The 19374-nt window shown below is 71.6% G+C and carries 19 protein-coding genes and 1 pseudogene; 4 read left to right on the plus strand and 16 right to left on the minus strand.

The window, feature by feature from the left end:
* Positions 1-28 precede the first annotated feature (28 nt).
* Genes DFH01_RS20340 through DFH01_RS20385 form a run of 10 tightly spaced genes read right to left on the minus strand, consistent with a single transcriptional unit; the run spans position 29 to position 9307 of the window.
* Positions 29-823: an ABC transporter permease gene (locus tag DFH01_RS20340; RefSeq protein ID WP_109872281.1), complete on the minus strand. Its 795-nt coding sequence runs from the start codon at positions 821-823 to the stop codon at positions 29-31.
* Positions 820-1767, minus strand: coding sequence for an ABC transporter permease (locus DFH01_RS20345; protein ID WP_109872282.1), 948 nt, complete (start codon positions 1765-1767; stop codon positions 820-822). Before DFH01_RS20345 ends, DFH01_RS20340 begins: the two co-directional genes overlap by 4 nt.
* Before the next feature lie 4 nt (positions 1768-1771).
* Positions 1772-3361, minus strand: coding sequence for an ABC transporter substrate-binding protein (locus DFH01_RS20350; RefSeq protein WP_109872283.1), 1590 nt, complete (start codon positions 3359-3361; stop codon positions 1772-1774).
* Positions 3362-3385: 24 nt separating this feature from the next.
* The gene (locus DFH01_RS20355) at positions 3386-4135 is read right to left on the minus strand and encodes a creatininase family protein (protein WP_109872284.1); all 750 of its coding nucleotides are present in this window, start codon (positions 4133-4135) and stop codon (positions 3386-3388) included.
* 2 nt (positions 4136-4137) lie between these two features.
* On the minus strand, positions 4138-4605 hold the full coding sequence (locus tag DFH01_RS20360; protein WP_109872285.1) for a RidA family protein: 468 nt from the start codon (positions 4603-4605) through the stop codon (positions 4138-4140).
* Complete coding sequence (locus tag DFH01_RS20365; RefSeq protein ID WP_109872286.1) at positions 4602-5519, minus strand: NAD-dependent epimerase/dehydratase family protein; 918 nt, start codon at positions 5517-5519, stop codon at positions 4602-4604. Before DFH01_RS20365 ends, DFH01_RS20360 begins: the two co-directional genes overlap by 4 nt.
* Positions 5516-6490: an ABC transporter ATP-binding protein gene (locus DFH01_RS20370; protein WP_233256199.1), complete on the minus strand. Its 975-nt coding sequence runs from the start codon at positions 6488-6490 to the stop codon at positions 5516-5518. Before DFH01_RS20370 ends, DFH01_RS20365 begins: the two co-directional genes overlap by 4 nt.
* A gap of 8 nt (positions 6491-6498) precedes the next feature.
* A complete protein-coding gene (locus DFH01_RS20375; protein WP_233256200.1) occupies positions 6499-7491 on the minus strand; it encodes an ABC transporter ATP-binding protein in 993 nt (330 codons plus the stop codon).
* On the minus strand, positions 7488-8654 hold the full coding sequence (locus DFH01_RS20380; protein ID WP_109872288.1) for a mandelate racemase/muconate lactonizing enzyme family protein: 1167 nt from the start codon (positions 8652-8654) through the stop codon (positions 7488-7490). The genes DFH01_RS20375 and DFH01_RS20380 overlap by 4 nt, the downstream gene beginning before the upstream one ends.
* On the minus strand, positions 8651-9307 hold the full coding sequence (locus DFH01_RS20385; RefSeq protein WP_109872289.1) for a GntR family transcriptional regulator: 657 nt from the start codon (positions 9305-9307) through the stop codon (positions 8651-8653). Before DFH01_RS20385 ends, DFH01_RS20380 begins: the two co-directional genes overlap by 4 nt.
* A 244-nt stretch (positions 9308-9551) precedes the next feature.
* On the opposite strand from DFH01_RS20385, the gene DFH01_RS20390 reads away from it, so the two are divergent.
* Positions 9552-10163, plus strand: a complete 612-nt coding sequence (locus DFH01_RS20390; protein WP_109872290.1) for a hypothetical protein — start codon at positions 9552-9554, stop codon at positions 10161-10163.
* 36 nt (positions 10164-10199) lie between these two features.
* Here DFH01_RS20390 and DFH01_RS20395 read toward each other — a convergent pair whose 3' ends face one another.
* Entirely contained in the window at positions 10200-11108 is a 909-nt protein-coding gene (locus DFH01_RS20395) for an acetamidase/formamidase family protein (protein ID WP_109872291.1), read from the minus strand.
* A gap of 218 nt (positions 11109-11326) precedes the next feature.
* Here DFH01_RS20395 and DFH01_RS20400 point away from each other — a divergent pair, with 218 nt between their 5' ends.
* On the plus strand, positions 11327-12682 hold the full coding sequence (locus DFH01_RS20400) for an L-serine ammonia-lyase (protein ID WP_109872292.1): 1356 nt from the start codon (positions 11327-11329) through the stop codon (positions 12680-12682).
* 18 nt (positions 12683-12700) lie between these two features.
* Here the strand turns inward: DFH01_RS20400 and DFH01_RS20405 are convergent, their stop codons facing one another.
* The 3 genes and pseudogenes from DFH01_RS20405 to DFH01_RS29150 all read right to left on the minus strand — a co-directional run.
* A complete protein-coding gene (locus DFH01_RS20405; protein WP_146217105.1) occupies positions 12701-13237 on the minus strand; it encodes a hypothetical protein in 537 nt (178 codons plus the stop codon).
* 43 nt (positions 13238-13280) lie between these two features.
* The gene (locus DFH01_RS20410; RefSeq protein WP_408609209.1) at positions 13281-14051 is read right to left on the minus strand and encodes an LLM class flavin-dependent oxidoreductase; all 771 of its coding nucleotides are present in this window, start codon (positions 14049-14051) and stop codon (positions 13281-13283) included.
* Positions 14052-14151: 100 nt separating this feature from the next.
* Positions 14152-14325 (minus strand): annotated as a pseudogene (locus DFH01_RS29150) (LLM class flavin-dependent oxidoreductase); the annotation flags it as partial.
* A 535-nt stretch (positions 14326-14860) separates the two neighbouring features.
* Here DFH01_RS29150 and DFH01_RS20415 point away from each other — a divergent pair.
* Positions 14861-15778 (plus strand): alpha/beta hydrolase, encoded by a 918-nt coding sequence (locus tag DFH01_RS20415; protein ID WP_109872294.1) that lies wholly within the window; start codon positions 14861-14863, stop codon positions 15776-15778.
* Here the strand turns inward: DFH01_RS20415 and DFH01_RS20420 are convergent.
* On the minus strand, positions 15667-16320 hold the full coding sequence (locus tag DFH01_RS20420) for a membrane dipeptidase (RefSeq protein WP_158287838.1): 654 nt from the start codon (positions 16318-16320) through the stop codon (positions 15667-15669). The genes DFH01_RS20415 and DFH01_RS20420 overlap by 112 nt on opposite strands.
* A 241-nt stretch (positions 16321-16561) precedes the next feature.
* Here DFH01_RS20420 and DFH01_RS20425 point away from each other — a divergent pair, with 241 nt between their 5' ends.
* Positions 16562-17599: a Bug family tripartite tricarboxylate transporter substrate binding protein gene (locus tag DFH01_RS20425; protein WP_109872296.1), complete on the plus strand. Its 1038-nt coding sequence runs from the start codon at positions 16562-16564 to the stop codon at positions 17597-17599.
* A 157-nt stretch (positions 17600-17756) separates the two neighbouring features.
* Here DFH01_RS20425 and DFH01_RS20430 read toward each other — a convergent pair whose 3' ends face one another.
* Positions 17757-19340 (minus strand): ABC transporter substrate-binding protein, encoded by a 1584-nt coding sequence (locus tag DFH01_RS20430; protein WP_109872297.1) that lies wholly within the window; start codon positions 19338-19340, stop codon positions 17757-17759.
* Between the last annotated feature and the right edge of the window lie 34 nt (positions 19341-19374).

Here is a 19374-nt window from a genome sequence, read left to right on the forward strand (position 1 = left end):
TGGCCCGGGGCGTGGTGCGCCCCGCGCATCACGCCCGCGCCTGCAAGCCGCGTCCGAGCAGCATCGCCGCAAGCGCAGCGACCAGAAGGGCAAGGCCCGGGAAGATTGCGAGCCAAGGTGCGGCCGTCATGTAGTTGCGGCTCTCCTGAAGGCTCGCGCCCCAGTCGGGCGTGGGGGGCGGGACGCCAAGCCCCAGAAAGCCCAGCGCCGCCTGGATCTGCAGCGCGAGGGGGAAGAGGATCACGCATTGCAGCAGCACCGTCGGCAGCACGTTGGGCCCGACATGGCGCAGCAGCACCGCCCATTCGCCATGGCCGAGCGCGCGCGCGGCCTCCACATAGGCGCGGGCGCCCTCGCCCAGCGCCGCGGCACGCGCGACGCGGAAGAACACCGGCGCGTAGATGATGCCGAGCGCCAGCACCAGGTTCACCGCCCCCGGTCCCAGCGTCGCCGCGACCACCACGCCGAGGATGATCGGCGGGAAGGCGAGCAGCGCGTCTGCGCCGCGGGAAAGCGCCATGTCGCCCAGCCGCCCGAAGAAGCCCGCCACCGCGCCAGCCACGCCGCCGATCAGCGCGGCAAGCAGCACCGCCGCGCCGACGATGCCGAGCGTGGTGCCGGCCCCGTGCACCACGCGCGCATAGACGTCGCGCCCCGTCTCGTCCGTGCCGAACCAGTTGGCGGCGGAGGGCGGTGCGAGGCGGCGCGCGATGTCCACGCTGTCCGGCGCGCCGGCGAAGAGGCCCGGCGCGATGGCGACAAGCAGCAGCAGCCCGGCGAGGCCAAGCCCGAGGCCGTATTCGATGCGCGCGCGCCGGTTCATGCGCCGCGCACCCGCGGATCGATCGCGGCGTAGAGCAGGTCCACCAGCAGGTTGACCAGCAGCGCGATCAGCACGGCGACCAGCAGCGCGCCCTGCAGCACCGGATAGTCCCGTGCCTGGATCGCGGCGAGGAGCGTGCGGCCCAGGCCCGGTATGGCGAAGAGGGTTTCGACCACCACCACGCCGCCCAGGATCTGCACCAGGATCACGCCCGCGAAGGTGACCAGCGGGATCGCCACGTTGCGCAGCAGATGCCGCCCATAGACCAAGCGCGCCGGCAGGCCGCGGGCGATCGCTGCGCGAATGAAATCCTGCCGCATCACCATCGCGGTCTGCTGGCGCGCGAACTGCGCATAGGCCGCGGCCTGCAGCAGCGCCAGCGCCAGCACCGGCAGCGCGATGCTTTCCAGGTTGTCGGACAGGTTCTCGCCCGGTCCCGCATAGATCAGCGGCGGCGACCAGCCGAGCCAGGCGCCGGCGGCGATCAGCAGCACCATGCCCGTCCAGAACACGGGCGCCGACAATGCGAGAAGGGAGAACGCCTCCACCACCAGGTCGGGCCAGCGCCCCTGGCGCACGCCGGCGACGACGCCGAGCGGCACGCCGACCAGCAGCGCGACCGCCAGCGTGACCAGGCCGATCTGCAGCGTCACCAGGAACGCCTCGCCGACGATCCCGGCCACCGGCAGGCCTTGTCGCCAGGAGTCGCCGAGGTCCCCGCGCAGAACGTCGCCCGCCCAGCCAAGATATTGCTGCCAGAGCGGGCGATCCAGGCCGAAGAAGGCGCGCAGCGCAGCCTCCGCCGCCTGGTCGCCGGCGCTCTGGCCCAGCATCTCGCCGACGACGTCGCCCGGCACGGCACGGATCAGCAGGAAGACGGCGGCGGTCGAGAGCACCGCCGTCGCCGCCGCCGCACCAAGCCTGCCGGCGAGCGCACCGAGCATCGCCTCAGGCCGCGATCCAGCTGCGCGCCAGCCCGAACCACCAGCCGGTCGGGTGCTGCGCGTAGTTCCGCACGCGCGACTGCGTGACGGTGACGAGGTTCGGCGAGAACAGCATGATCGTGGGCACGGTCTCGCTCATCAGCTTCTGCAGCTGGACGTAGATGCGGCGTCGCTCCGCCGGGTCAGACGTCTCCATGCCCTGGTCGAGCAGGCGGTCCGCCTCGGCGTTGTTCCAGTTGCGGAAGTCCGCGCCCTGCGGCGGGCTGCGGAAGTGCCGGTAGTAGAGGATGTGGGGATCGGGCTGCGTGCCCCAGTCGTTGAAGGTGAAGCGCATGTTGCGCGTGCGGAAGGCATTGAGCCACACGCCGAGCTCGACGCGCTGGATGTTCAGCCGGATGCCGACGCGCTGCAGCTGCTGCGCGATGGTGACCGCCGCCGGGTCCATCCACTCGAAGCCGATGATGCTGACCAGGTCGAGCTGGAAGCCGCCGCCATGCCCCGCCTCCGCCAGCAGCGCGCGGGCGCGGTCGAGGTCCGGGCGCTGCGTGGCGAGCTCGTTCAGCGGCGCGCCCCAGCTTTCCTGCATGGCGGCGACGGTGGTGCCGAGAACCGTGCCGTGGCCACCGATGGAGGCCTGCATCACCGCCTCCTTGTCGATGGACAGCGCGATCGCCTGGCGCACGCGGACATCCCGCAGCTGCGCGAAATTGCCGTCGAGGTCGAGCGTGTTCTGGCGGAGCGACGGCGCCGTGCCGATGTTGAGTCCCTGCACGTCGCGCAGCTGCTCGGCATCCTGCGGCCGTGGCAGCAGCGCGACATCGGCGCGCCGGTTGCGCAGCGCCTGCAGCAGGCTCGCGGCGTTGGGCTGCGTGCTGAACAGGATGGCCTCGAGATAGGGCTGACCCGCCTCCCAGTATTGCGGGAAGCGCTGCATCCGGATGTGGCTCTGCGGGCGGAACTCGGCCAGGCGGAACGGGCCGGTCCCCACGGACTGCTGCGACAGCCGCGCGCGCGCATTCTGCGCCGCGAAGGTGTCCTTCGGCACGACGCAGCCGAAGCGGTTGGTCAGTGTCATGGGCAGGGATGCGTTCGGCCGGTTCAGCCGGATCACTACCGTATGGTCGTCAGGTGTCGCGATCTCCGCGATGGCACCGAAGTCGGCGGCACCCGGGCTGCCGTTGGACGCGTCGCGGATGTAGTCGTAGCTGTATTTCACATCGGCCGAGCTCATCGGCTGGCCGGTGTGGAAGGTGACGTTGCGGCGCAGGCGGAAGGTGTAGGTCAGCCCGTCGGGCGAGATCTGCATGCTCTCCGCCAGCAGCGGCCGCGCCTCGCCCGAAGGGTGTTCGTACATCAGGCCCTGATACATCAGGACCGTCACGGCGGTGCGCGCATCGCCGGCCTGGTGGAACGGATCGAGGTTGGGCGGCTCGTTGGCGATCGCGACTGTCAGCGTCCCGCCCCGGCGCGCCTGCGGGTCAGCGGGGCCGTAGATGTCGAGCGCCGCGCCTTGCGCCAGGGGCAGGGCGGGGGCGGCGAGAAGCCCGGCCGTGCCGAGCAGTGCGGCGCGGCGGGTTATCGAAGGCGTCCACATCGTCTTTCTCTCCCTTTGGTCTGTTCAGCGCTGCAGGAAGGCGCGGATGAAGGTGACGGTGCGCGCGACGGCGGTGGCGACGATGTCCTCGCCGGCCTCGGCCGTGGCGAGGCGCGCATCGCCGAAGACGCCATTGCGCGTCTGCTCGTGGAAGGGGATCGGCACCTGCAGGAAGAAGGGCTGCTCGTTCGTGCCGAGCGGCAGGTCCATCGGGATCATCTCGCCCGGCGCCAGCGCGTCGCGCCGCACCAGTTCCGGCGCCACGGCGAGCGCCACGGAGACCTCGACCTCGCAAGCATGGCCGAAGCGCGGCGTCCTGCCATGCGCCTTCACCCGGTCGGCGGCCTGCTGGAAATAGAAGCCGACCGCCGCCTGCATCCCGACCTCGTACAGGATGCGGGAGGCCGCGACGGCCAGCGCCGTGGTGTTCCCGTTGTGGCCGTTCACCAGCAGCAGATGCGTGACGCCATGCGCCTTCATGCTGCGCGCGACATCCACGCAGCAGCCGAGGAAGGTCTCCTCGGACAGCGTGATCGTGCCGGGGAAGCCCATGTGGTGGCGCGACAGGCCGTAGGGCAGCGGCGGCAGCACCACCGCTTCCGGTCCCACCGCCTCCGCCAGGCGCTGCGCGATGCGGTGCGCGATGACGTAGTCGGTGGACGTCCGCATGTTCGGGCCGTGCTGCTCCGTCGCGCCCACCGGCAGCAGTGCCAGGCGCGGCTTCGCCGCGGCGAACTCGACCGTCGTCATCTCCGCCAGTTCAAGCCAGGCCATGCTCAGGCACCCTTCAGCGCGAAGACGAACTCGATCTCCACCGGCACGCCGCGCGGCAGCATCGCCACGCCGACGGCGCTGCGCGCATGTCGCCCCGCCTCCGCGAAGACCTTTCCGAGCAGGTTCGACGCCGCGTCGATCACCTTCGGCTGCTCGATGAAGCCGGGCGCGGAGGCGACGAAGCCCGTCACCTTGACTGCGCGCGCCACATGGTCGAGCGAGCCGGCGGCGGCGCGCAGCACGGCCAGCGCCTGCAGGGCGCAGAGCTCCGCGGCCCGGCGACCGGTCTCCACATCCACGTCGTCGCCGAGCCGCCCGAGATGCGGCAGCGATCCATCGGCCGCGCGCGGCAGCTGCCCGCTGATCCAGACGAGCCCGCCATGCACCACGGCCGGCACATAGTCGAAGGCGGGGGCGGCGACGGGCGGGAGCGTGATCCCGAGTTCCGTCAGCCTTGCCTCGTGGCTCATGCGCCTCTCCTCATCTCTGCCAGCGTGTCGTCCAGGATATCGGCCAGGCCGCGTCGCGGCGCCCAGCCGAGCGCGCGCAGCGCCGTGTCGTCCACCAGCGGGAAGGCGGCCGGCCCAGGGACGACCACGGCCCGCAGCTTCGGCGAGAGCGCGGCGGCGATGCCCGGCAGGCTTGTGGTGAGCCCGGCCATGTTCAGCACGCGCGGCGGCCCGCGACGCGCGGCGAGCAGCAGCAGCGCCGCCGCGGCGTCGTCGCCATGCACGACATCGAAGGAGACCGGCGAGACCTCCTCGAGCAGGTCTGTCCCATCCGCCGCCGCGCGCAGCATGCGGGCATAGCTGCCGGCGGCGCCGGCGTACCAGCGGCCCGGCCCGAACACCAAGGGAAGGCGCAGCGTCACGACGTCGAGGCCGAGCGCATCCACCGCCCATTGCGCCGCCTGCTCCGCCATCAGCTTGGTCAGCCCATAGGCCGTGCGCGGCGCGGGCGGCGCTGCCTCGTCCACGCGCGTCGCGCGGTAGTCCGAGGCCGGGCCGAAGACCACGGTGGAACCGCACTGCACCACGCGCGCGACGCCGGACGCGGCGCAGGCCGCCAGGGTTGCGGCGAAGGCACCGGCATTCACCGCGACGGCGCGCGCCACATCGCCCTCGGCGGTGCGCGCCAGCCCGTCGCCGGTCGGATTGTAGCCCGCGGCCCAGATCACCGCCTCCGGACGGAAGGCAGCGAGCGCCGCGGCCAGCGCGCCGCTGTCCTGCGCGTCCCCGTCGAAGCGCGCGATGTCGAGATCGGCGGCGAGGTCGCGCCCGGCCGGCCCGAAGCTCGCGCCGGCGATGCCCTGCGCCACCGCGGCACGCAGCACGCGGCTGCCCAGGAAGCCGCCCCCGCCGATCACCAGAATCCGTTGGGTCATCGCAGCACCAGATCGTCGCGGATGCAGGCCGCGCGCCGGCCCGGCGCCAGGTCGCGCAGCGCCGGCACCTGGTCCGCGCAGGCAGGCAGGGCATGGGGGCAGCGCGTGCGGAACACGCATCCCGAGGGAGGCGCGGCCGGACTCGGGATCTCGCCCGAGAGCACGATGCGCGGTCCACGCGCGCGCCCCGGCCGCCCCGGCGAGGCGGAGAGCAGCGCGCGCGTGTAGGGATGGCGTGGATCGCGGAACAGCATCTCCGCCGGCGCCTCCTCCATGACCCGCCCGAGATAGAGCACCGCGACGCGGTCGCAGAGCGCGCGCACCGCGCCGAGGTCGTGCGAGACGAAGAGCAGCGCAAGACCGCGCTCCGCGCGCAATTCGCGCAGCAGCGCCAGGATCTCCGCGCCCACCGAGACATCGAGGGCGGAGACCGGCTCATCCGCCACCAGGAATTCGGGCTCCACAGCCAGGGCGCGGGCGATGGCGACACGCTGGCGCTGCCCGCCGGAGAGCGCGCGCGGCGGGCGCGCCGCCGCCTCGGGCGGCAGCCCCACGCGCGCCAGCAAGGCGGCCACGCGCGCGCGCGCCTCGTCGCGCGGGGCGATGCCGTGCAGCAGCATGCCGTCGGCGATCGCGGCACCGACCGTCATGCGCGGATTGAGGCTGCCGAAGGGGTCCTGGAACACCATCTGCATCCGGCGCCGCAGCGGCCGCAGCGCGCCGCGATCGAGCGCGGTGATGTCCGCGCCGTCGAAGCGCACGCTGCCGGTGGTGGGGCGCAGCAGCCGCAGCAGCAGCCGGCCGATGGTGGACTTGCCGCTGCCGCTCTCGCCGACCAGGCCCAGCGCCTCGCCGCGCCGGATGGCGAGATCCACGCCCGCCACCGCGCGCACCGGCCGGCGTCGCGGCGCGAAGAGGCTGGGGCCGCCGAACTCCATCGTCAGGCCGCTCGCTTCGACCAGCGCGCTCATGCCACCGCTCATGCGACCTCCGGCCAGCGCAGGCAGCGGCTGCTGCGGCCCGGCGCCACCGCGACCAGAGGCACGGGCTGCGCGCGGCAGGCCGCCTCGGCGAGGGCGCAGCGGTCGGCGAAGCGGCAATGCGCCGGCGGGTCGAGCGGGCTCGGCATGCGGCCGGGGATGCCGCGCGGCGGCGCCGCGTCGCCCTCCATCTCCGGCACGCAGTCGAGCAGCGCACGCGTGTAGGGATGGCGCGGCGCGGCGAGCACCTCGGCGGCCGGCCCTTCCTCCACCACTTGGCCCGCGTAGAGCACGCAGATGCGATGCGCGAGGCCGGCGACCAGGCCGAGATCATGACTGACGAAGATCATCGCCATGCCCTCGCGCGCCTGCAGGTCCTGCAGCAGTTCCACGATCTGCGCCTGGATGGTGACATCGAGCGCCGTGGTCGGCTCGTCGGCCACCAGCAGCCGCGGTTGGCCGGCGAGCGCGAGCGCGATCACGGCGCGCTGGCGCATTCCGCCGGAGAGCTGGTGCGGGTATTCCTCGGCGCGGCGCCGCGGATCGGGGATGCCGACGCGCTCGAGCAGCGCGACCGCGCCCTCCGCCGCCTCGCGCCGGCCGGCGCCGCGCAGGTGGCGCAGCGTCTCGGCGATCTGGTCGCCCACCTGGAAGACGGGATCGAGCGCGCTGCCCGGGTCTTGGAACACGACCGCGATGTCGCGCCCGCGCAGGCGCCGCAACGCCTCGCCGCGCAGCGTGGCGAGATCGAGCGTCGCGCCCTCGCGCGTGGTCCAGCCGAGATGGCCGGTCACGCGTGCCTCCGGCCCGTGCAGCCGGGCCACGGCCATGGCGGTGGCCGACTTGCCGCTGCCGCTCTCGCCGACCAGGGCGAGCGTCTCGCCCGGCGCCAGGGTGAAGGACACCTCCTCAGCCGCGCGCAGCCAGCCTTTCCCGGCCGGGAACTCGACCGAAAGCCGGTCGGCGCGCAGCAGGGGGGCGGCCTCGCTCACCGCGGGCGGAAACGCGCGAGCGCCGCGCGGTCCGGCTCCACGCCCAGGCCGGGCGCAATGGGCACGGCGATGCGGCCCTGCACCGGGCGCAGCGGCGCCAGCAGGATCTCGTCGCGCAACGGGTTGTCGGCGACGTCGTATTCGACCCAGGGCGGATCCGCCTCGTTGGTGGTGGCGGGATAGGCCGGATGCGCGGCGACCAGATGCACCGCCGCCGCGAGGCCGAGCCCGCTGCCCCAGACATGCGGCGAGAGCCGCGCATGGCGCAGCGTGCAGAGCTGCGAGATGAGCCGCCCCTGGCTCAGCCCGCCGACCAGCGCGAGATCGGGCTGCGCCACGTCCATCGCGCGCGGCGCCAGCAGCCGGTCGAAGGCGAAGGCGGTGTACAGCGCCTCCCCGGTCGCGACCGGGATGGTCGCGCGGGCATGCAGCAGGCGGTAGCCTTCCTCCTCGGCCGGCGCGAGCGGCTCCTCGAACCAGCCGACGTCGAGGCCCTCCAGCGCGCGCATGGAGGCGAGCACCTGGTCGAGCGTGTAGTTGCCGTTCGCATCCACGAAGACGCGCATCGCCGGGCCATGCGCATCGCGGACGAGCCGCACGCGCGCCGCATCGTCGGCGGCGCCGCGGCCGATCTTGATCTTGCAGGCGGGGAAGCCGGCGAAGCGTGGAAGCTGGCTTTCGATCCCGCGCGCCGGGTCGGCGGTGAAGTAGCCGCCCGAGGCGTAGCACAGCACCTCCTCGCGCGCGCGGCCGCCGAGCAGCGCATGCACGGGCAGGCCGAGTTCCTTGCCGAGCGCGTCGTGGATGGCGATGTCGAGGCCCGACAGCAGCGCCATCAGCCCGTTCTGCACGCCGAAATGGTAGTTCTGCGCGATCAGCGTGTGGAACAGCGCGGCGTGGTCGGTCAGCCGCGCGCCGCGCCACCGCGCCTCCACCATGCCGAGATAGGCGGCGGGGAAGTCGGGCGGGCCCCAGGCCTCGCCCCATCCGGTGACGCCAGTGTTGGTCTCGATCTCGACGATGGTCGCGCCGCGTGCCGCGGTGAGGCCGCGCGCCATGCCGTAGGCGTGGCTGTCGGGCATCTGGTGCAGCACCGGATGCAGGCGGATGCGCGCGATGCGGGCAGCCGTGTCCCCGGGCGGGGTCGGAGCAGGATCGGTCATGGGACGAGGCGCTCCCGGGAGCCTTGGAGATGGGCGGTCATCGCCGCTTCCGCGGCCGCGGCGTCGCGGGCCTCGAGGGCGGCAAGCAGACGCTGGTGCTCGGCCGCCGTCTCCTCCGCGCCGGTCTGCGCGGCGAGGTAGAGGCGGGAGACATGGATCTGCGCGTTCAGCGCGGCGAGCGCCTGGCGCGCCGGCGCGTTGCCGGAGGCCTCGGCGATGGTGCCGTGGAAGTCCTCGTCGGCGGCGGCATGGGTGTGATGGCGCTGCCACGGCCCGCGGCGCGATTCGGGCGCCATGGCGGCGAGCGCGCCGCGCAGCCGGCCGAGCTGTTCCTCGCTGATACGGGTGGCGGCGCGCGCGGCGAGCCAGGGCTCCAGCCGCAGCCGCGTGTCGAACATGGCGTGCAGGAACTCGGCGTCGGGCATCGGCGCCACCGAGAAGCCGAGGAACGCCTCGTTGCGCACCAGGCCACGCGCCGCGAGTGCGGCAAGGGCTTCACGGAGCGGCGACGAGCTGACGCCCATCTCGCGAGCCAGCGCGTCGATGTTCAGCCGGGCGCCCGGCGGGAGGTCGCGGTCCATGATGCGTTCGAGCAGCCGGGCGCGCACCTGCTCCGCCAGGCCGATCCTCGTAAGGCTTCGTGCATCCTGCATCGTGCACGATCCTGCCTCCAGAGCACCGCACGCGCAAGGTGCCCTCCCCACCTGTGGCGTCCATCGGGCCGTGGATTGGGCCGAAGCTGCTCGCACCCGGACACTGTGGGGGGAATCATCGATGGGCGCGCGCAAGGCGGCCTTTCACGTCCGCGCCTGCGTGCCGGCGCGGCGCATCGCCGCCATTGATCTGACCTGCTCCGCAGCGCACCGTTAGGGGAGACAGGCAGCGGAGGAGTGATGCATGGCGGAGACGCTCGTCTTTCCTGGCACCGTGGAATGGTCCGGCGAGAACCCCGGCATCTCTCTCAAGGAGACGCCAGACGGCCCCTTCACGACCCTCGCCTCGTTCTTTCGCGTGGTGCTCTCGCCGCATGGACGCGGGCATGCGCTGGTGCTCATGCTGTCGCCGCAGGAGTCGGCGCCACCCGCTGACCGGGCAAACCTGTGCCTGACCGACAACGAACCGCTCGCCCGCTGGCTGGTGTCCGACTACGTGGCGCACTTCGGCGCGTGGCGGGCGCTGCCGGGCCTCCGGGCGCTCGAATACCGCAGCCTCGACAGCGTGACCTCAGGCGGCGACGCGATCAGCCGCTACAGCGAAACCGTGCGGGCAGGCGACCTGACGCTGGTGCTGGAGTGGTCCGGGCTGGGCAAGCCCTTCTGCTTTGCGTTGCCGCCCGAGCAATCCGCCACCGGCCGCCACCACATGCCGAGCCTGTTCGTGGGCTGCGAGGCTGCCAGCGTGACCGTCAACGGGCAGAAGCGGCCGGGTGCGCCGATACCGCGCGAGATCGCCGGGCATCGCATCTCCACGGCGATGCTGGCGTTCTCGGAGACCTGGATCCGCGCCTGATGGCACCGGACACCATGTGCGGCGTGACGCCCGATCCTAGCGCTTCGGGAGCCAGCGCCTGGCGATGCGGCAGGCGACCGTGAAGGCAGGGTTGAAGACATTGCCGACATCGTAGCGGACGACCTGGCCCATCAGGTGGCTGGCGGCGCGGGCGTCCAGGCCGTAGTCCTCGCCGAGCCAGCGCGACATCTCGGTCGTCGCGTGCTGCAGCGCCTGGTCCAGCGGGCGGGCATTGCCGACCGTGAAAATGTCCTCGGCCGTCTCCCCGCGCGGCCAGGTGATCGTCCGCTTCAGGACGCGGAAGGTCACCTGCATCTCGAAGGAGGTCTCGATGCCGGTGCCGACGATCTCTCCGTCGCCCTGGGAGGCATGGCCGTCGCCGAGATAGAAAAGCGCGCCGGGCACCGCGACGGGAAACCAGGCCGTCGTGCCGGGTGCGAACAGGCGGTAGTCCATGTTCCCGCCGTTCTGCGCGCTGGTCGCGGTGGACAGCGCCTGCCCGCCCGCCGGCGCGACCCCGAAGCAGCCGATCATCGGCTGCAGGGGCGGGGCGAAATCCTCGAGCCCCTTCACCTTCTCCTGCAGCCGCACCGTCCCGGCCTCCCGGTCGATATCCCAGACGACGCGCTGCTGCGGTGGCCGGTTGAGGATCGCCGCCGGATCCAGCACGGTCAGGGCGAGCGGCGAGTAGGTCCAGCCGGTCGCGCGGCTCGGCGTCAGCCGATCGATCCGCACGGCGAGCGTGTCCCCGGGCTCGGCGCCCTCGATGAAGAATGGGCCCGTCATCGGGTTCGGCCGGCTGGCGACGGCCACCTCCCGCGCATCGAGGCCGGACGCGTCGATGGTGTCGGTGATCAAGGTGTCGCCATCCGCGACGCGCAGGCAGGGTTCGGCGACGCCGATCGCGTTGAAGTATCGCGTGGGACGGAAGCGGTGCGTGGCCATGGGATCCTCGGGACATCTCGCTGGCATGGGCCGACCGGTCCGCGCCAAGGCTGCTCCCGGCACGCTAGGAACGGGTTCGGGCAGCGGTCAAGGCGCGGCCGGCCCGCCGCGCCGCTTGACCGTCGCCGCCGCCGCGTGGAGCGTTGCGGGATGGAAGTCCCGCTCATCCGGCTGGCCGTCGCCCGGAACCATTGCCGGCTGATCGTGATGGCCGCGCGATGAGCGAGGGCTGGATCGGACTCTTCGACCTGTTCCGCATCGGCGTCGGGCCGTCGAGCTCCCACACCGTCGGGCCGATGCTCGCGGCCGCGCATTTCGCCGCCTCGCTGGACATGCAGCCCGATGCGATCCGCGTGGAGCTGTTCGGATCGCTCGCCCTGACGGGGAAGGGGCATGGCACGGATACGGCGGTGATCCTGGGCCTTGGCGGCGCACGACCCGACACGCTCGACCCGGATGATGCGGCGGCGATCGCGGCGGAGGTCCGGCGGACGCGGCGACTGACGCTGCCGAGCGGCCTGCGTATCGGCTTCGATCCCGACAGCGACATCGTCTTCCGCCCACGCGAGACGCTGCCCTTGCACCCGAATGCGCTGCGGCTGACGGCGGGCGGCACGTCGCGCAGCTACTACTCGGTCGGCGGCGGCTTCGTCGTGGACGAGGCAGGCCAGCCGCTCGGCGGCGGTGGCGGCGATGCGGCGCAGGTGCCGCATCCCTTCACGAATGCCGCCGAACTGCTGGCAGGCGCCGACGCGGCGGGCCTCTCGGTCGCTGGACTGATGCGCGCCAACGAGATCGCGCTACGCAGCCCCGCCGAGCTTTCGGGCGGCATCGCACGCATCCGCGAGGCAATGCGCGCCTGCGTCGCGCGCGGCCTGCGCGGCGAGGGCGAACTGCCGGGCGGCCTGCGCGTGCGCCGTCGCGCGCCTGGCCTGTTGCGGCGGTTGGAGGAAGCGTCGTCCCGCAACGAGGCCGATCCGCTCGCCGCGATGGACTGGACCAATCTCTGGGCGCTGGCCGTGAATGAGGAGAACGCCGCGGGCGGGCGCGTGGTGACCGCACCGACCAACGGCGCCGCCGGCATCGTGCCGGCCGTGCTGCACCACTACGAGCGCTTCGTGCCGGGCGCGAACCCTGCCGGCATCGAGGACTACTTCCTCGCCGCAGCCGCGATCGGCGCGATCATCAAGCGCAACGCCTCGATCTCCGGCGCCGAGGTGGGCTGCCAGGGCGAGGTGGGCTCGGCCTGCGCCATGGCCGCCGCCGGCCTCGCCGCGGCGCTGGGCGGGAGCAATGCGCAGGTGGAGAACGCCGCCGAGATCGCGCTGGAGCACAATCTCGGCCTGACCTGCGACCCGGTCGCGGGGCTGGTCCAGGTGCCCTGCATCGAGCGGAATGCGATCGGAGCCGTGAAGGCGATCAATGCCGCCCGCCTCGCACTGCATGGCGACGGCCGGCACCTGGTCTCCCTCGACCAGGTTGTCGCGACGATGCGCCAAACGGGCCTCGACATGTCGCACAAATACAAGGAGACCTCGCTGGGCGGCCTCGCGGTCAATGTGATCGAGTGCTGAGCGACCGCGACGGCTGTGTCAGGCTGCAGCCACGCCCGGGAGGAATGACCTGAGTTCGTCGATCCGTTCGGCTGTCCAGGCGGCCAGCGCCGCGGCCAGCGCGTTCGGATCGGCCGGCAGTTCGAGCAACGGCCGCGACGCCGCGAGGAATGCCGCCTCTCCGCTGAGCGCCGACCATCCGCGCGGCAGCCGCGCCCGCAGCACCGTGCTCGGCGAGCCGGCCGGCACGCCGCTCGCGCCGACGGCGACGATGGCATGTGGCGTGGTCGGCAGACGGGGCTCGGCACCGTTCCACCCACTTCCTCCGTCGGGAAACCGGAGACCCCATCCGACGAACCACTCGGCCTCGACGCTGGGCGCGTAGGGCGGCCGGAGGAAGGCGTGCCCCCAGATCACGCCGCGTTCGGGATCGGTGACGTAGGTCGTGCGGCCTGTCGCGCGCATGCCGCGCAGGAGCGGCGCAATGGCTTCCTCGGTCTGCTCGAAGCAGGCGGCGATCCTCGCTTCCGCAGCGAGGAACCGCTCGGCAGCGAGCAGGTCATGGGCGTCCGGCATGGTTTGCATCGGTCTGGTCCTGCGCTGACTGCTGGATGGCCGACTACGCCGCTGCGCCTGCGGGCGCGTGCACCTCGGCGAGGATCTCGAAGGATCGCACGCGAGCGGCGTGGTCGTGGATCTGGGCGGTGACCATCAGCTCGTCAGCACCGGTGCGCGCGACGAAGTCCGCAACGCCGCGCCGCACCGTCCCTGGCCCGCCGACGACCGAACAGGCGAGCGCATGATCGAGCATGGCGCGCGCATGCGGATCGAGCTGCGCGTCCAGCCCTTCCACCGGCGGCGGCAGCTTCCCCGGCCGACCACGGCGAAGGTTCAGGAAGGCCTGCTGCAGGGAGGAAAACAGGCGCCGCGCCTCGGCATCCGTCTCCGCGGCGAACACATTCAGGCCGAGCATGACGCGCGGTGCCGCGAGCCGCTCCGATGGGCGGAAGCGCTCGCGGTAGATCGCGATGGCATCCACCATCTGCGCCGGCGCGAAGTGCGAGGCGAAGGCGTAGGGAAGCCCGAGATACGCTGCGAGTTGCGCGCCGAAGGTGCTCGATCCCAGGATCCAGACCTCCACCTCTTGGCCCGCGCCCGGCACGGCCTGCAAGGCCTGGCCGGGCTCGGCAGGCCGGAAGTAGGCAATGAGTTCGACCACGTCCTGTGGGAACTCGTCCGCGTCGGCAGCCAGGTTCCGGCGCAGCGCGCGGGCGGCGACCTGGTCCGTCCCGGGTGCCCGGCCCAGCCCCAGGTCGACGCGACCGGGGTGGAGCGCCGCAAGCGTTCCGAACTGCTCGGCGACGATCAGCGGGGCGTGGTTCGGCAGCATGATTCCGCCGGCGCCAATCCGGATGCGCTGCGTCCCCTCCGCCGGCGCCAATCCGGATGCGCTGCGTCCCCGCGGCCACATGGGCCAGGGCCACCGCCGTTGCGGCGCTGGCGATCCCGGGCATGTTGTGGTGCTCGGCCATCCAGAAGCGCCGGTAGCCGGCCGCCTCCGCATGGCGGGCGAGATCGAGCGAGTTTCGCAGCGCCTGGCCGGCGTCGCTGCCCTCAGGGACCGGGGAGAGATCGAGAACCGATAGGGCGACCATGCCTTTCATATGGGCGGGCGGCGCGTGCCTGGAAACCCGAAGCCGGTCGCGAGGCGACCAGCCAGCCCGCAGGCCACCGCTTCGCCAATATAAGCTGGAAGAGATTATGTGGGCGCAGCACCGTGGAAAGATGCCAGGCGGTTGCAACACGCGCGGTGCAACGGGCAACCATGGCGCTCGCAGGAGAGATGATGCCTTGGACTACGTCGGCATCAACGGACGGCTTCGCTGGCACGGAGATCGCGCAGTCGCCGTCCCGCTTTGTCGGTCTTGCGGTCCGCCTCGCCCTCAGTCGGACCTCGCATTGACCGGCTTCCGGCTCTATCCGTGGCCGGAGCACGTCGCTCTGCGCAGCTGAGTCGACCGGCCTCCTGCGTGACCAACCGGGGCGTCCGGAACTACCCGATCGAACTGCACGCCGCGGTCTCGGGCACGGCGGCGCGGGTGGGTTTCCCGCGCATTTCGACGCCAGCGGCTGCGTTCACATCTACCCTGTCGGCGCATAGAATCATCCTGTGCTGATGCAGCGTGGAGAGTTCCGACCATGAAGGCGATCCATCCCGACATGCGGATCCTGCAGGAGGCGCAAAAGGGCGCCTACGGCGGGACCAGCATCGAGGAGGTCCGCAAGGCCTGGTCGGTCTACACGAGCAGCCTTGCCGCGCCGCGCCCTCCCTCGCTTTCCGTGCATGACCGGCTGATCGCCGTGCCGGGCCATCCGGTGCCGGTGCGCGTGTACCGCCACGCCCAGCCCACGGGTGCCTGCGCGATCTACATGCACGGCGGAGGCTTCATGAAGGGCGATCTGGACAGCTCCGACCCGATCGCCTGGGGCTTCTGCGACCAGACCGGCGCGACGGTGGTCAGCGTGGATTACCGGCTGACGCCCGAGCATCCGTTTCCTGCCGCCTTCGACGATTGCTACGGCGTGCTCACCTGGCTGTCTGCGAACGCGGCCGAACTCGGAGCCGACCCGGCGCGGATCGCGCTGGTCGGCGACAGCGCAGGCGGCCAGCTCGCCGCCGCGATGTGCCTCGCCGCCCGCGACAAGGGTGGCCCGCGCATCGCTGCCCAGGTCGCGATCTACATGGCCCTCGGCTCGTCCATGGACAGCGGCTCCTATGTCGAGAACGCCACCGGCTACGGCCTCACGACCCAGTATTGCCGCGACTCCCTCGCGCTCCTGTTGCCCACTCCGGAGCACCAGGGCAATCCCTATGCCCGGCCCTGGCTGGCGAAGAGCTTCGCCGACCTGCCGCCAGCCTTCGTGCATTCGGCAGAGCTCGACCCGGTGCGCGACGATGGCCGGTTCTATGCGGCGAAGCTCGCGCTGGCCGGCGTCGACGTGACCTACCGCGAGGCTCGCGGCATGCTGCACGGCTTCATGCGCGCCCGGTTCACCGGCAGCGCGGCCCGCGCGGAATACGACGCGATCTGCGAGTTTCTTCGCCAGCGTGTGTAGGACGAGGTCGTCCGGCGGGCCGTGGCGACGGCCCCCCGAGCGGCAGCGAGACCAGGCGTGCGACACCCGCAACAAGCGGCGCGAGGGCGCATGGCGCACGCTGCGGTGTCCATCGCGGGAAGGGCACCGCGGTGTCCGCCGCGCCGGGCGGGGATCCTGCCGGCACTCGGCCGACCAATTCCTCCTGCTGTCGCATGCAGCCGAGCCGGGACTGAGCCGCAGTTGAGCAGCAGGGCCGTCTTGCGCGAAAGGAAGCGCGCATTGTTCATCTCGTCAGGATGGCGCTTCTCGACGGTGCTTCCGAAGGCCCGGACGTAGTCCGCTGTGGCGCTGCCGTAGCGGGAGACGCTCATCTCCACGATCGCGTCGGCTTTCGAGCTGCTGGACAGCGCCGGCATGTCGTTGCCGAAGCCGACATGGTCGATGCCGACCAGGTTCATGATGTGATTCAGGTGCCGGAGGAGCAGGTCGAGCGTCGGCGGATCGGCGCAGAGACGCCGCCAGAAAGCGAAGCCATCGATGGTCTGCTCGAAATCGTCCATGGGCGAGCGCGGCATTCGCGGCGGCGACATCGCCCTCCCGCAGCCAACGCGGATCGCCGTCCGAGTGGAACACCAGACCGTCGATGACCAGCAGCCTGTCGTGAAACGGCGACATGTCGGAGCCCTTTCCCGCAACGCTGTCCCGGCCGCCGGCCGGGCGTTGCGGATCGGATAGCAACGCGTTCATATTCAAAATGAGGTGCTGCTTTGTCAGGGCTTTGAAACGGCGAAAGGGGACACGATGACGACGGACTGCAACGGGCGGGCGCCCGGCGAAGCTGTACTGACGACGCGCGCAGCCGGGATCACGCGGCGGCGCGCCGTCGCCGCCCTGGGGCTTGCGGCGCTGGCGCCCATCGGGCGCGGCGCCATGGCGCAGCAGCAGTGGCCGACGCGGCCGGTCCGCCTGGTCGTCGCCTATCCGGCCGGCGGCGGCACGGACATCGTCGCGCGGCTGTTCTCCGATCGCTTGGCGCAGCTGTGGGGCCAGCCGGTCATCGTCGAGAACCGCGGCGGCGCGGCTGGCACGATCGGCGCGGAGAGCGTCGCCCGGGCGGCGCCCGACGGCTATACGCTTCTCGTCGCGGCCTCCCCCGAGATCGCGATCGCGCGCAGCACGCAGCGCAACCTGGCCTATGACCCCGTCAGGGATTTCGACGCGATCACGCTCATCAACCAGACCCAATTCGTGCTCTATGCCACGGCGAGGCTGGCGCCGAACAACGTGCAGGAGCTGATCGCCCTGGCCAGGGCGAGGCCGGGCGAGCTGAACTACGCGAGCTTCGGCAATGGCACTTCGAACCACTTCGTCGGCGAGCTGTTCAAGATGTCCGCGGGCGTGGACATCACGCATATCCCCTATCGCGGCGGCGGCCCGATGATGACGGACCTGATCTCGGGCACCGTGCAGCTCGCCTTCGAGGCCATCAACACCGGCCTGCCGCATGTGCGCGGCGGCCGGCTGAAGGCGCTGGGCGCCGCGATGATGCAGCGCTCCCCCCTGATGCCGGAGGTGCCCACCTTCGACGAGCAGGGCGTGAAGGGCTTCACCGGCGGAAGCTGGGTCGGCATGGTCGCGCCGAAGGGAACGCCGCAGCCCATCATCAACCGCGTGGCGGCCGACATTAAGCGCCTTCTGGATGCGGGGCTGGCGGCCGAGTTCGAGCAGCGCGGCCTCACGCCTGACGGCCGGGGCCCGGCCGAGTTCGGCGCCTTCATCGAGGCGGAGGTGCTGAAATGGGGCTCCGTGGCGCAGCGGGCCGGGATCGCGGCGGGCTGAACTGGTCGCGCAGGCCCGCAGGGAGCAGGACCGGTAGCGCCGGGAACCGCCACCTCGCCGGGCCAGGCGATCCGCCGACGCTGATTCGGCCCCGCCCGGCCCTGATGGCCTGAGGCGATGCCCTCATGGCGTTCGAGGGCATCGCAGCGCGGGTGGGTCAGCCCTTCCGGAGGCCCTCGTAGCGCGTGTAATCGGCCGTCAGGCCGAGTTGCAGCCCGCTCACGCCACGCCGCAGCACCGCGATCTCGTTCCGTTGCAGCATGAAGGCCACAGGCGCGCGCTGCATGTGCTCGCGCTGCATCTGCTCGTAGATCGCGAGCCGCTTGGCAGGGTCGTGCTCCCGCACCGCGGCGCGCGCGCTTTCCGTCAGGCGCTGATCGATCCAGTGCAGCCGCCAAGCCATTACGCGAAGTCGGTTGTTCTCGGAGTTGTCGTCGTTCTCGCAGAAATACTGAGCGTTGGAGTTCGGGTCGAAATAGTCCGTGCTCCAGCGCAGCAGGACCATTTTCGTGGTGCGGTTGCGCGACTTGGTCAGCACCTGGCGCGGATCGGCGGAGAGCAGCGAGGCGCGGATGCCGACCTCCGCCAGGTTGCGCTGAAGCGCCTGCGCCACGTCGAAGAAGGGCGGGCTCCCATAGTGGTCTAGTTCGATCGCGAAGCCATCGGGATAGCCTGCTTCAGCAAGAAGGCGGCGGGCGCGAGGGATGTCCCGCGTGTAGGGCCGGTCGGTGATCGCGCCCGGCATGCCCGCCGGCAGGAAGGCCTGGTGGACGCTCCAGGTGCCGGGCGTGACATTTGCCGCGATGCCGTCGTAGTCGATCGCCCACTTCACCGCCTCATGTACCTGCGGCTTTGAAAGCTCCGGCACGGACGTGTTCATCGCGACATACATCTGCGTGCCCTGGCCGGACGACACCAGCGTGTAGTTCGCGTCGCTCCGCAGCGCACGAAGCCGGTCGGCATCGAGGTCGCGCGCGATGTCGGCATCGCCGCGCTGCAGCATCAGGAACTGCACGGAGCTGTCCGGCACATGGCGGATCAGGATGCGCCGGACCGGCACCGGCTGGCCGTAGTTCGGGTTCGCCATCAGCGTGACCTGCTCGTTCGCGTTGTAGCCCGCGATCCGATAGGGGCCCGCGCCGGCGCTGTTGGTCTTCAGCCACTGGTTGCCCATGTCGCCGTCGCGCTCATTGGCCATCACGCGCGCCTTCTCGACGACGCTCGCGACATTGGCGGAGAGGCAGTAGAGCACGAAGCTGGTCGCGCGCGCCTCCGGCAGTTCGACCGCGAGCGTGCGGTCGTCCGTGGCCCGGATCAGCTGGCGGACATTGTCCTTGTTGAAGCCGAACTGCGTCAGGATGAAGCTCGACGCCTTGCCCAGGATCACGGCGCGCTGCAGCGAGAATGCCGCGTCCTCGGCAGTGACGGCGGCGCCGCCCGCGAAGCTCTGGCCGGCGCGCAGGTGGAAGGTGAAGCGCTTCGCATCCGGGGTGATGTCCCACCGCTCCGCCAGGTCGCCGCGGACGGTCGCGCCATCCGGCCGCACCAGCTTGCGATAGCAGTTGGTGCAGACCTCGTTGCTCGAGAACTCGTAGGCCTCGGCGGGATCGAGGCTGATGATGTCGCCGATGTGGCGCGCCATCACGATGACGTCGCGCGGCGTCTGCGCATGGGCCAGCCCCGCATGGAACGCCGGCAGGGCGAGCGGGGCGGCAAGCACGCTACGACGGTGGAGGGTCATCGCTGTCGCTTCCTCAATGCCCCGAGGGGCGTGG

The organism is Falsiroseomonas bella, from assembly GCF_003173615.1.
Lineage (GTDB): Bacteria > Pseudomonadota > Alphaproteobacteria > Acetobacterales > Acetobacteraceae > Falsiroseomonas > Falsiroseomonas bella.

Excerpts from the sequence above, each read along its gene's own strand:
- DFH01_RS20340 (WP_109872281.1), bottom strand. The coding sequence starts at position 823 with ATGAACCGGCGCGCGCGCATCGAATACGGCCTCGGGCTTGGCCTCGCC.
- DFH01_RS20345 (WP_109872282.1), bottom strand. The coding sequence starts at position 1,767 with ATGCTCGGTGCGCTCGCCGGCAGGCTTGGTGCGGCGGCGGCGACGGCG.
- DFH01_RS20350 (WP_109872283.1), bottom strand. The coding sequence starts at position 3,361 with ATGTGGACGCCTTCGATAACCCGCCGCGCCGCACTGCTCGGCACGGCC.
- DFH01_RS20355 (WP_109872284.1), bottom strand. The coding sequence starts at position 4,135 with ATGGCCTGGCTTGAACTGGCGGAGATGACGACGGTCGAGTTCGCCGCG.
- DFH01_RS20360 (WP_109872285.1), bottom strand. The coding sequence starts at position 4,605 with ATGAGCCACGAGGCAAGGCTGACGGAACTCGGGATCACGCTCCCGCCC.
- DFH01_RS20365 (WP_109872286.1), bottom strand. The coding sequence starts at position 5,519 with ATGACCCAACGGATTCTGGTGATCGGCGGGGGCGGCTTCCTGGGCAGC.
- DFH01_RS20370 (WP_233256199.1), bottom strand. The coding sequence starts at position 6,490 with ATGAGCGCGCTGGTCGAAGCGAGCGGCCTGACGATGGAGTTCGGCGGC.
- DFH01_RS20380 (WP_109872288.1), bottom strand. The coding sequence starts at position 8,654 with ATGACCGATCCTGCTCCGACCCCGCCCGGGGACACGGCTGCCCGCATC.
- DFH01_RS20385 (WP_109872289.1), bottom strand. The coding sequence starts at position 9,307 with ATGCAGGATGCACGAAGCCTTACGAGGATCGGCCTGGCGGAGCAGGTG.
- DFH01_RS20390 (WP_109872290.1), top strand. The coding sequence starts at position 9,552 with ATGGCGGAGACGCTCGTCTTTCCTGGCACCGTGGAATGGTCCGGCGAG.
- DFH01_RS20395 (WP_109872291.1), bottom strand. The coding sequence starts at position 11,108 with ATGGCCACGCACCGCTTCCGTCCCACGCGATACTTCAACGCGATCGGC.
- DFH01_RS20400 (WP_109872292.1), top strand. The coding sequence starts at position 11,327 with ATGAGCGAGGGCTGGATCGGACTCTTCGACCTGTTCCGCATCGGCGTC.
- DFH01_RS20405 (WP_146217105.1), bottom strand. The coding sequence starts at position 13,237 with ATGCCGGACGCCCATGACCTGCTCGCTGCCGAGCGGTTCCTCGCTGCG.
- DFH01_RS20410 (WP_408609209.1), bottom strand. The coding sequence starts at position 14,051 with ATGCTGCCGAACCACGCCCCGCTGATCGTCGCCGAGCAGTTCGGAACG.
- DFH01_RS20415 (WP_109872294.1), top strand. The coding sequence starts at position 14,861 with ATGAAGGCGATCCATCCCGACATGCGGATCCTGCAGGAGGCGCAAAAG.
- DFH01_RS20420 (WP_158287838.1), bottom strand. The coding sequence starts at position 16,320 with ATGGACGATTTCGAGCAGACCATCGATGGCTTCGCTTTCTGGCGGCGT.
- DFH01_RS20425 (WP_109872296.1), top strand. The coding sequence starts at position 16,562 with ATGACGACGGACTGCAACGGGCGGGCGCCCGGCGAAGCTGTACTGACG.
- DFH01_RS20430 (WP_109872297.1), bottom strand. The coding sequence starts at position 19,340 with ATGACCCTCCACCGTCGTAGCGTGCTTGCCGCCCCGCTCGCCCTGCCG.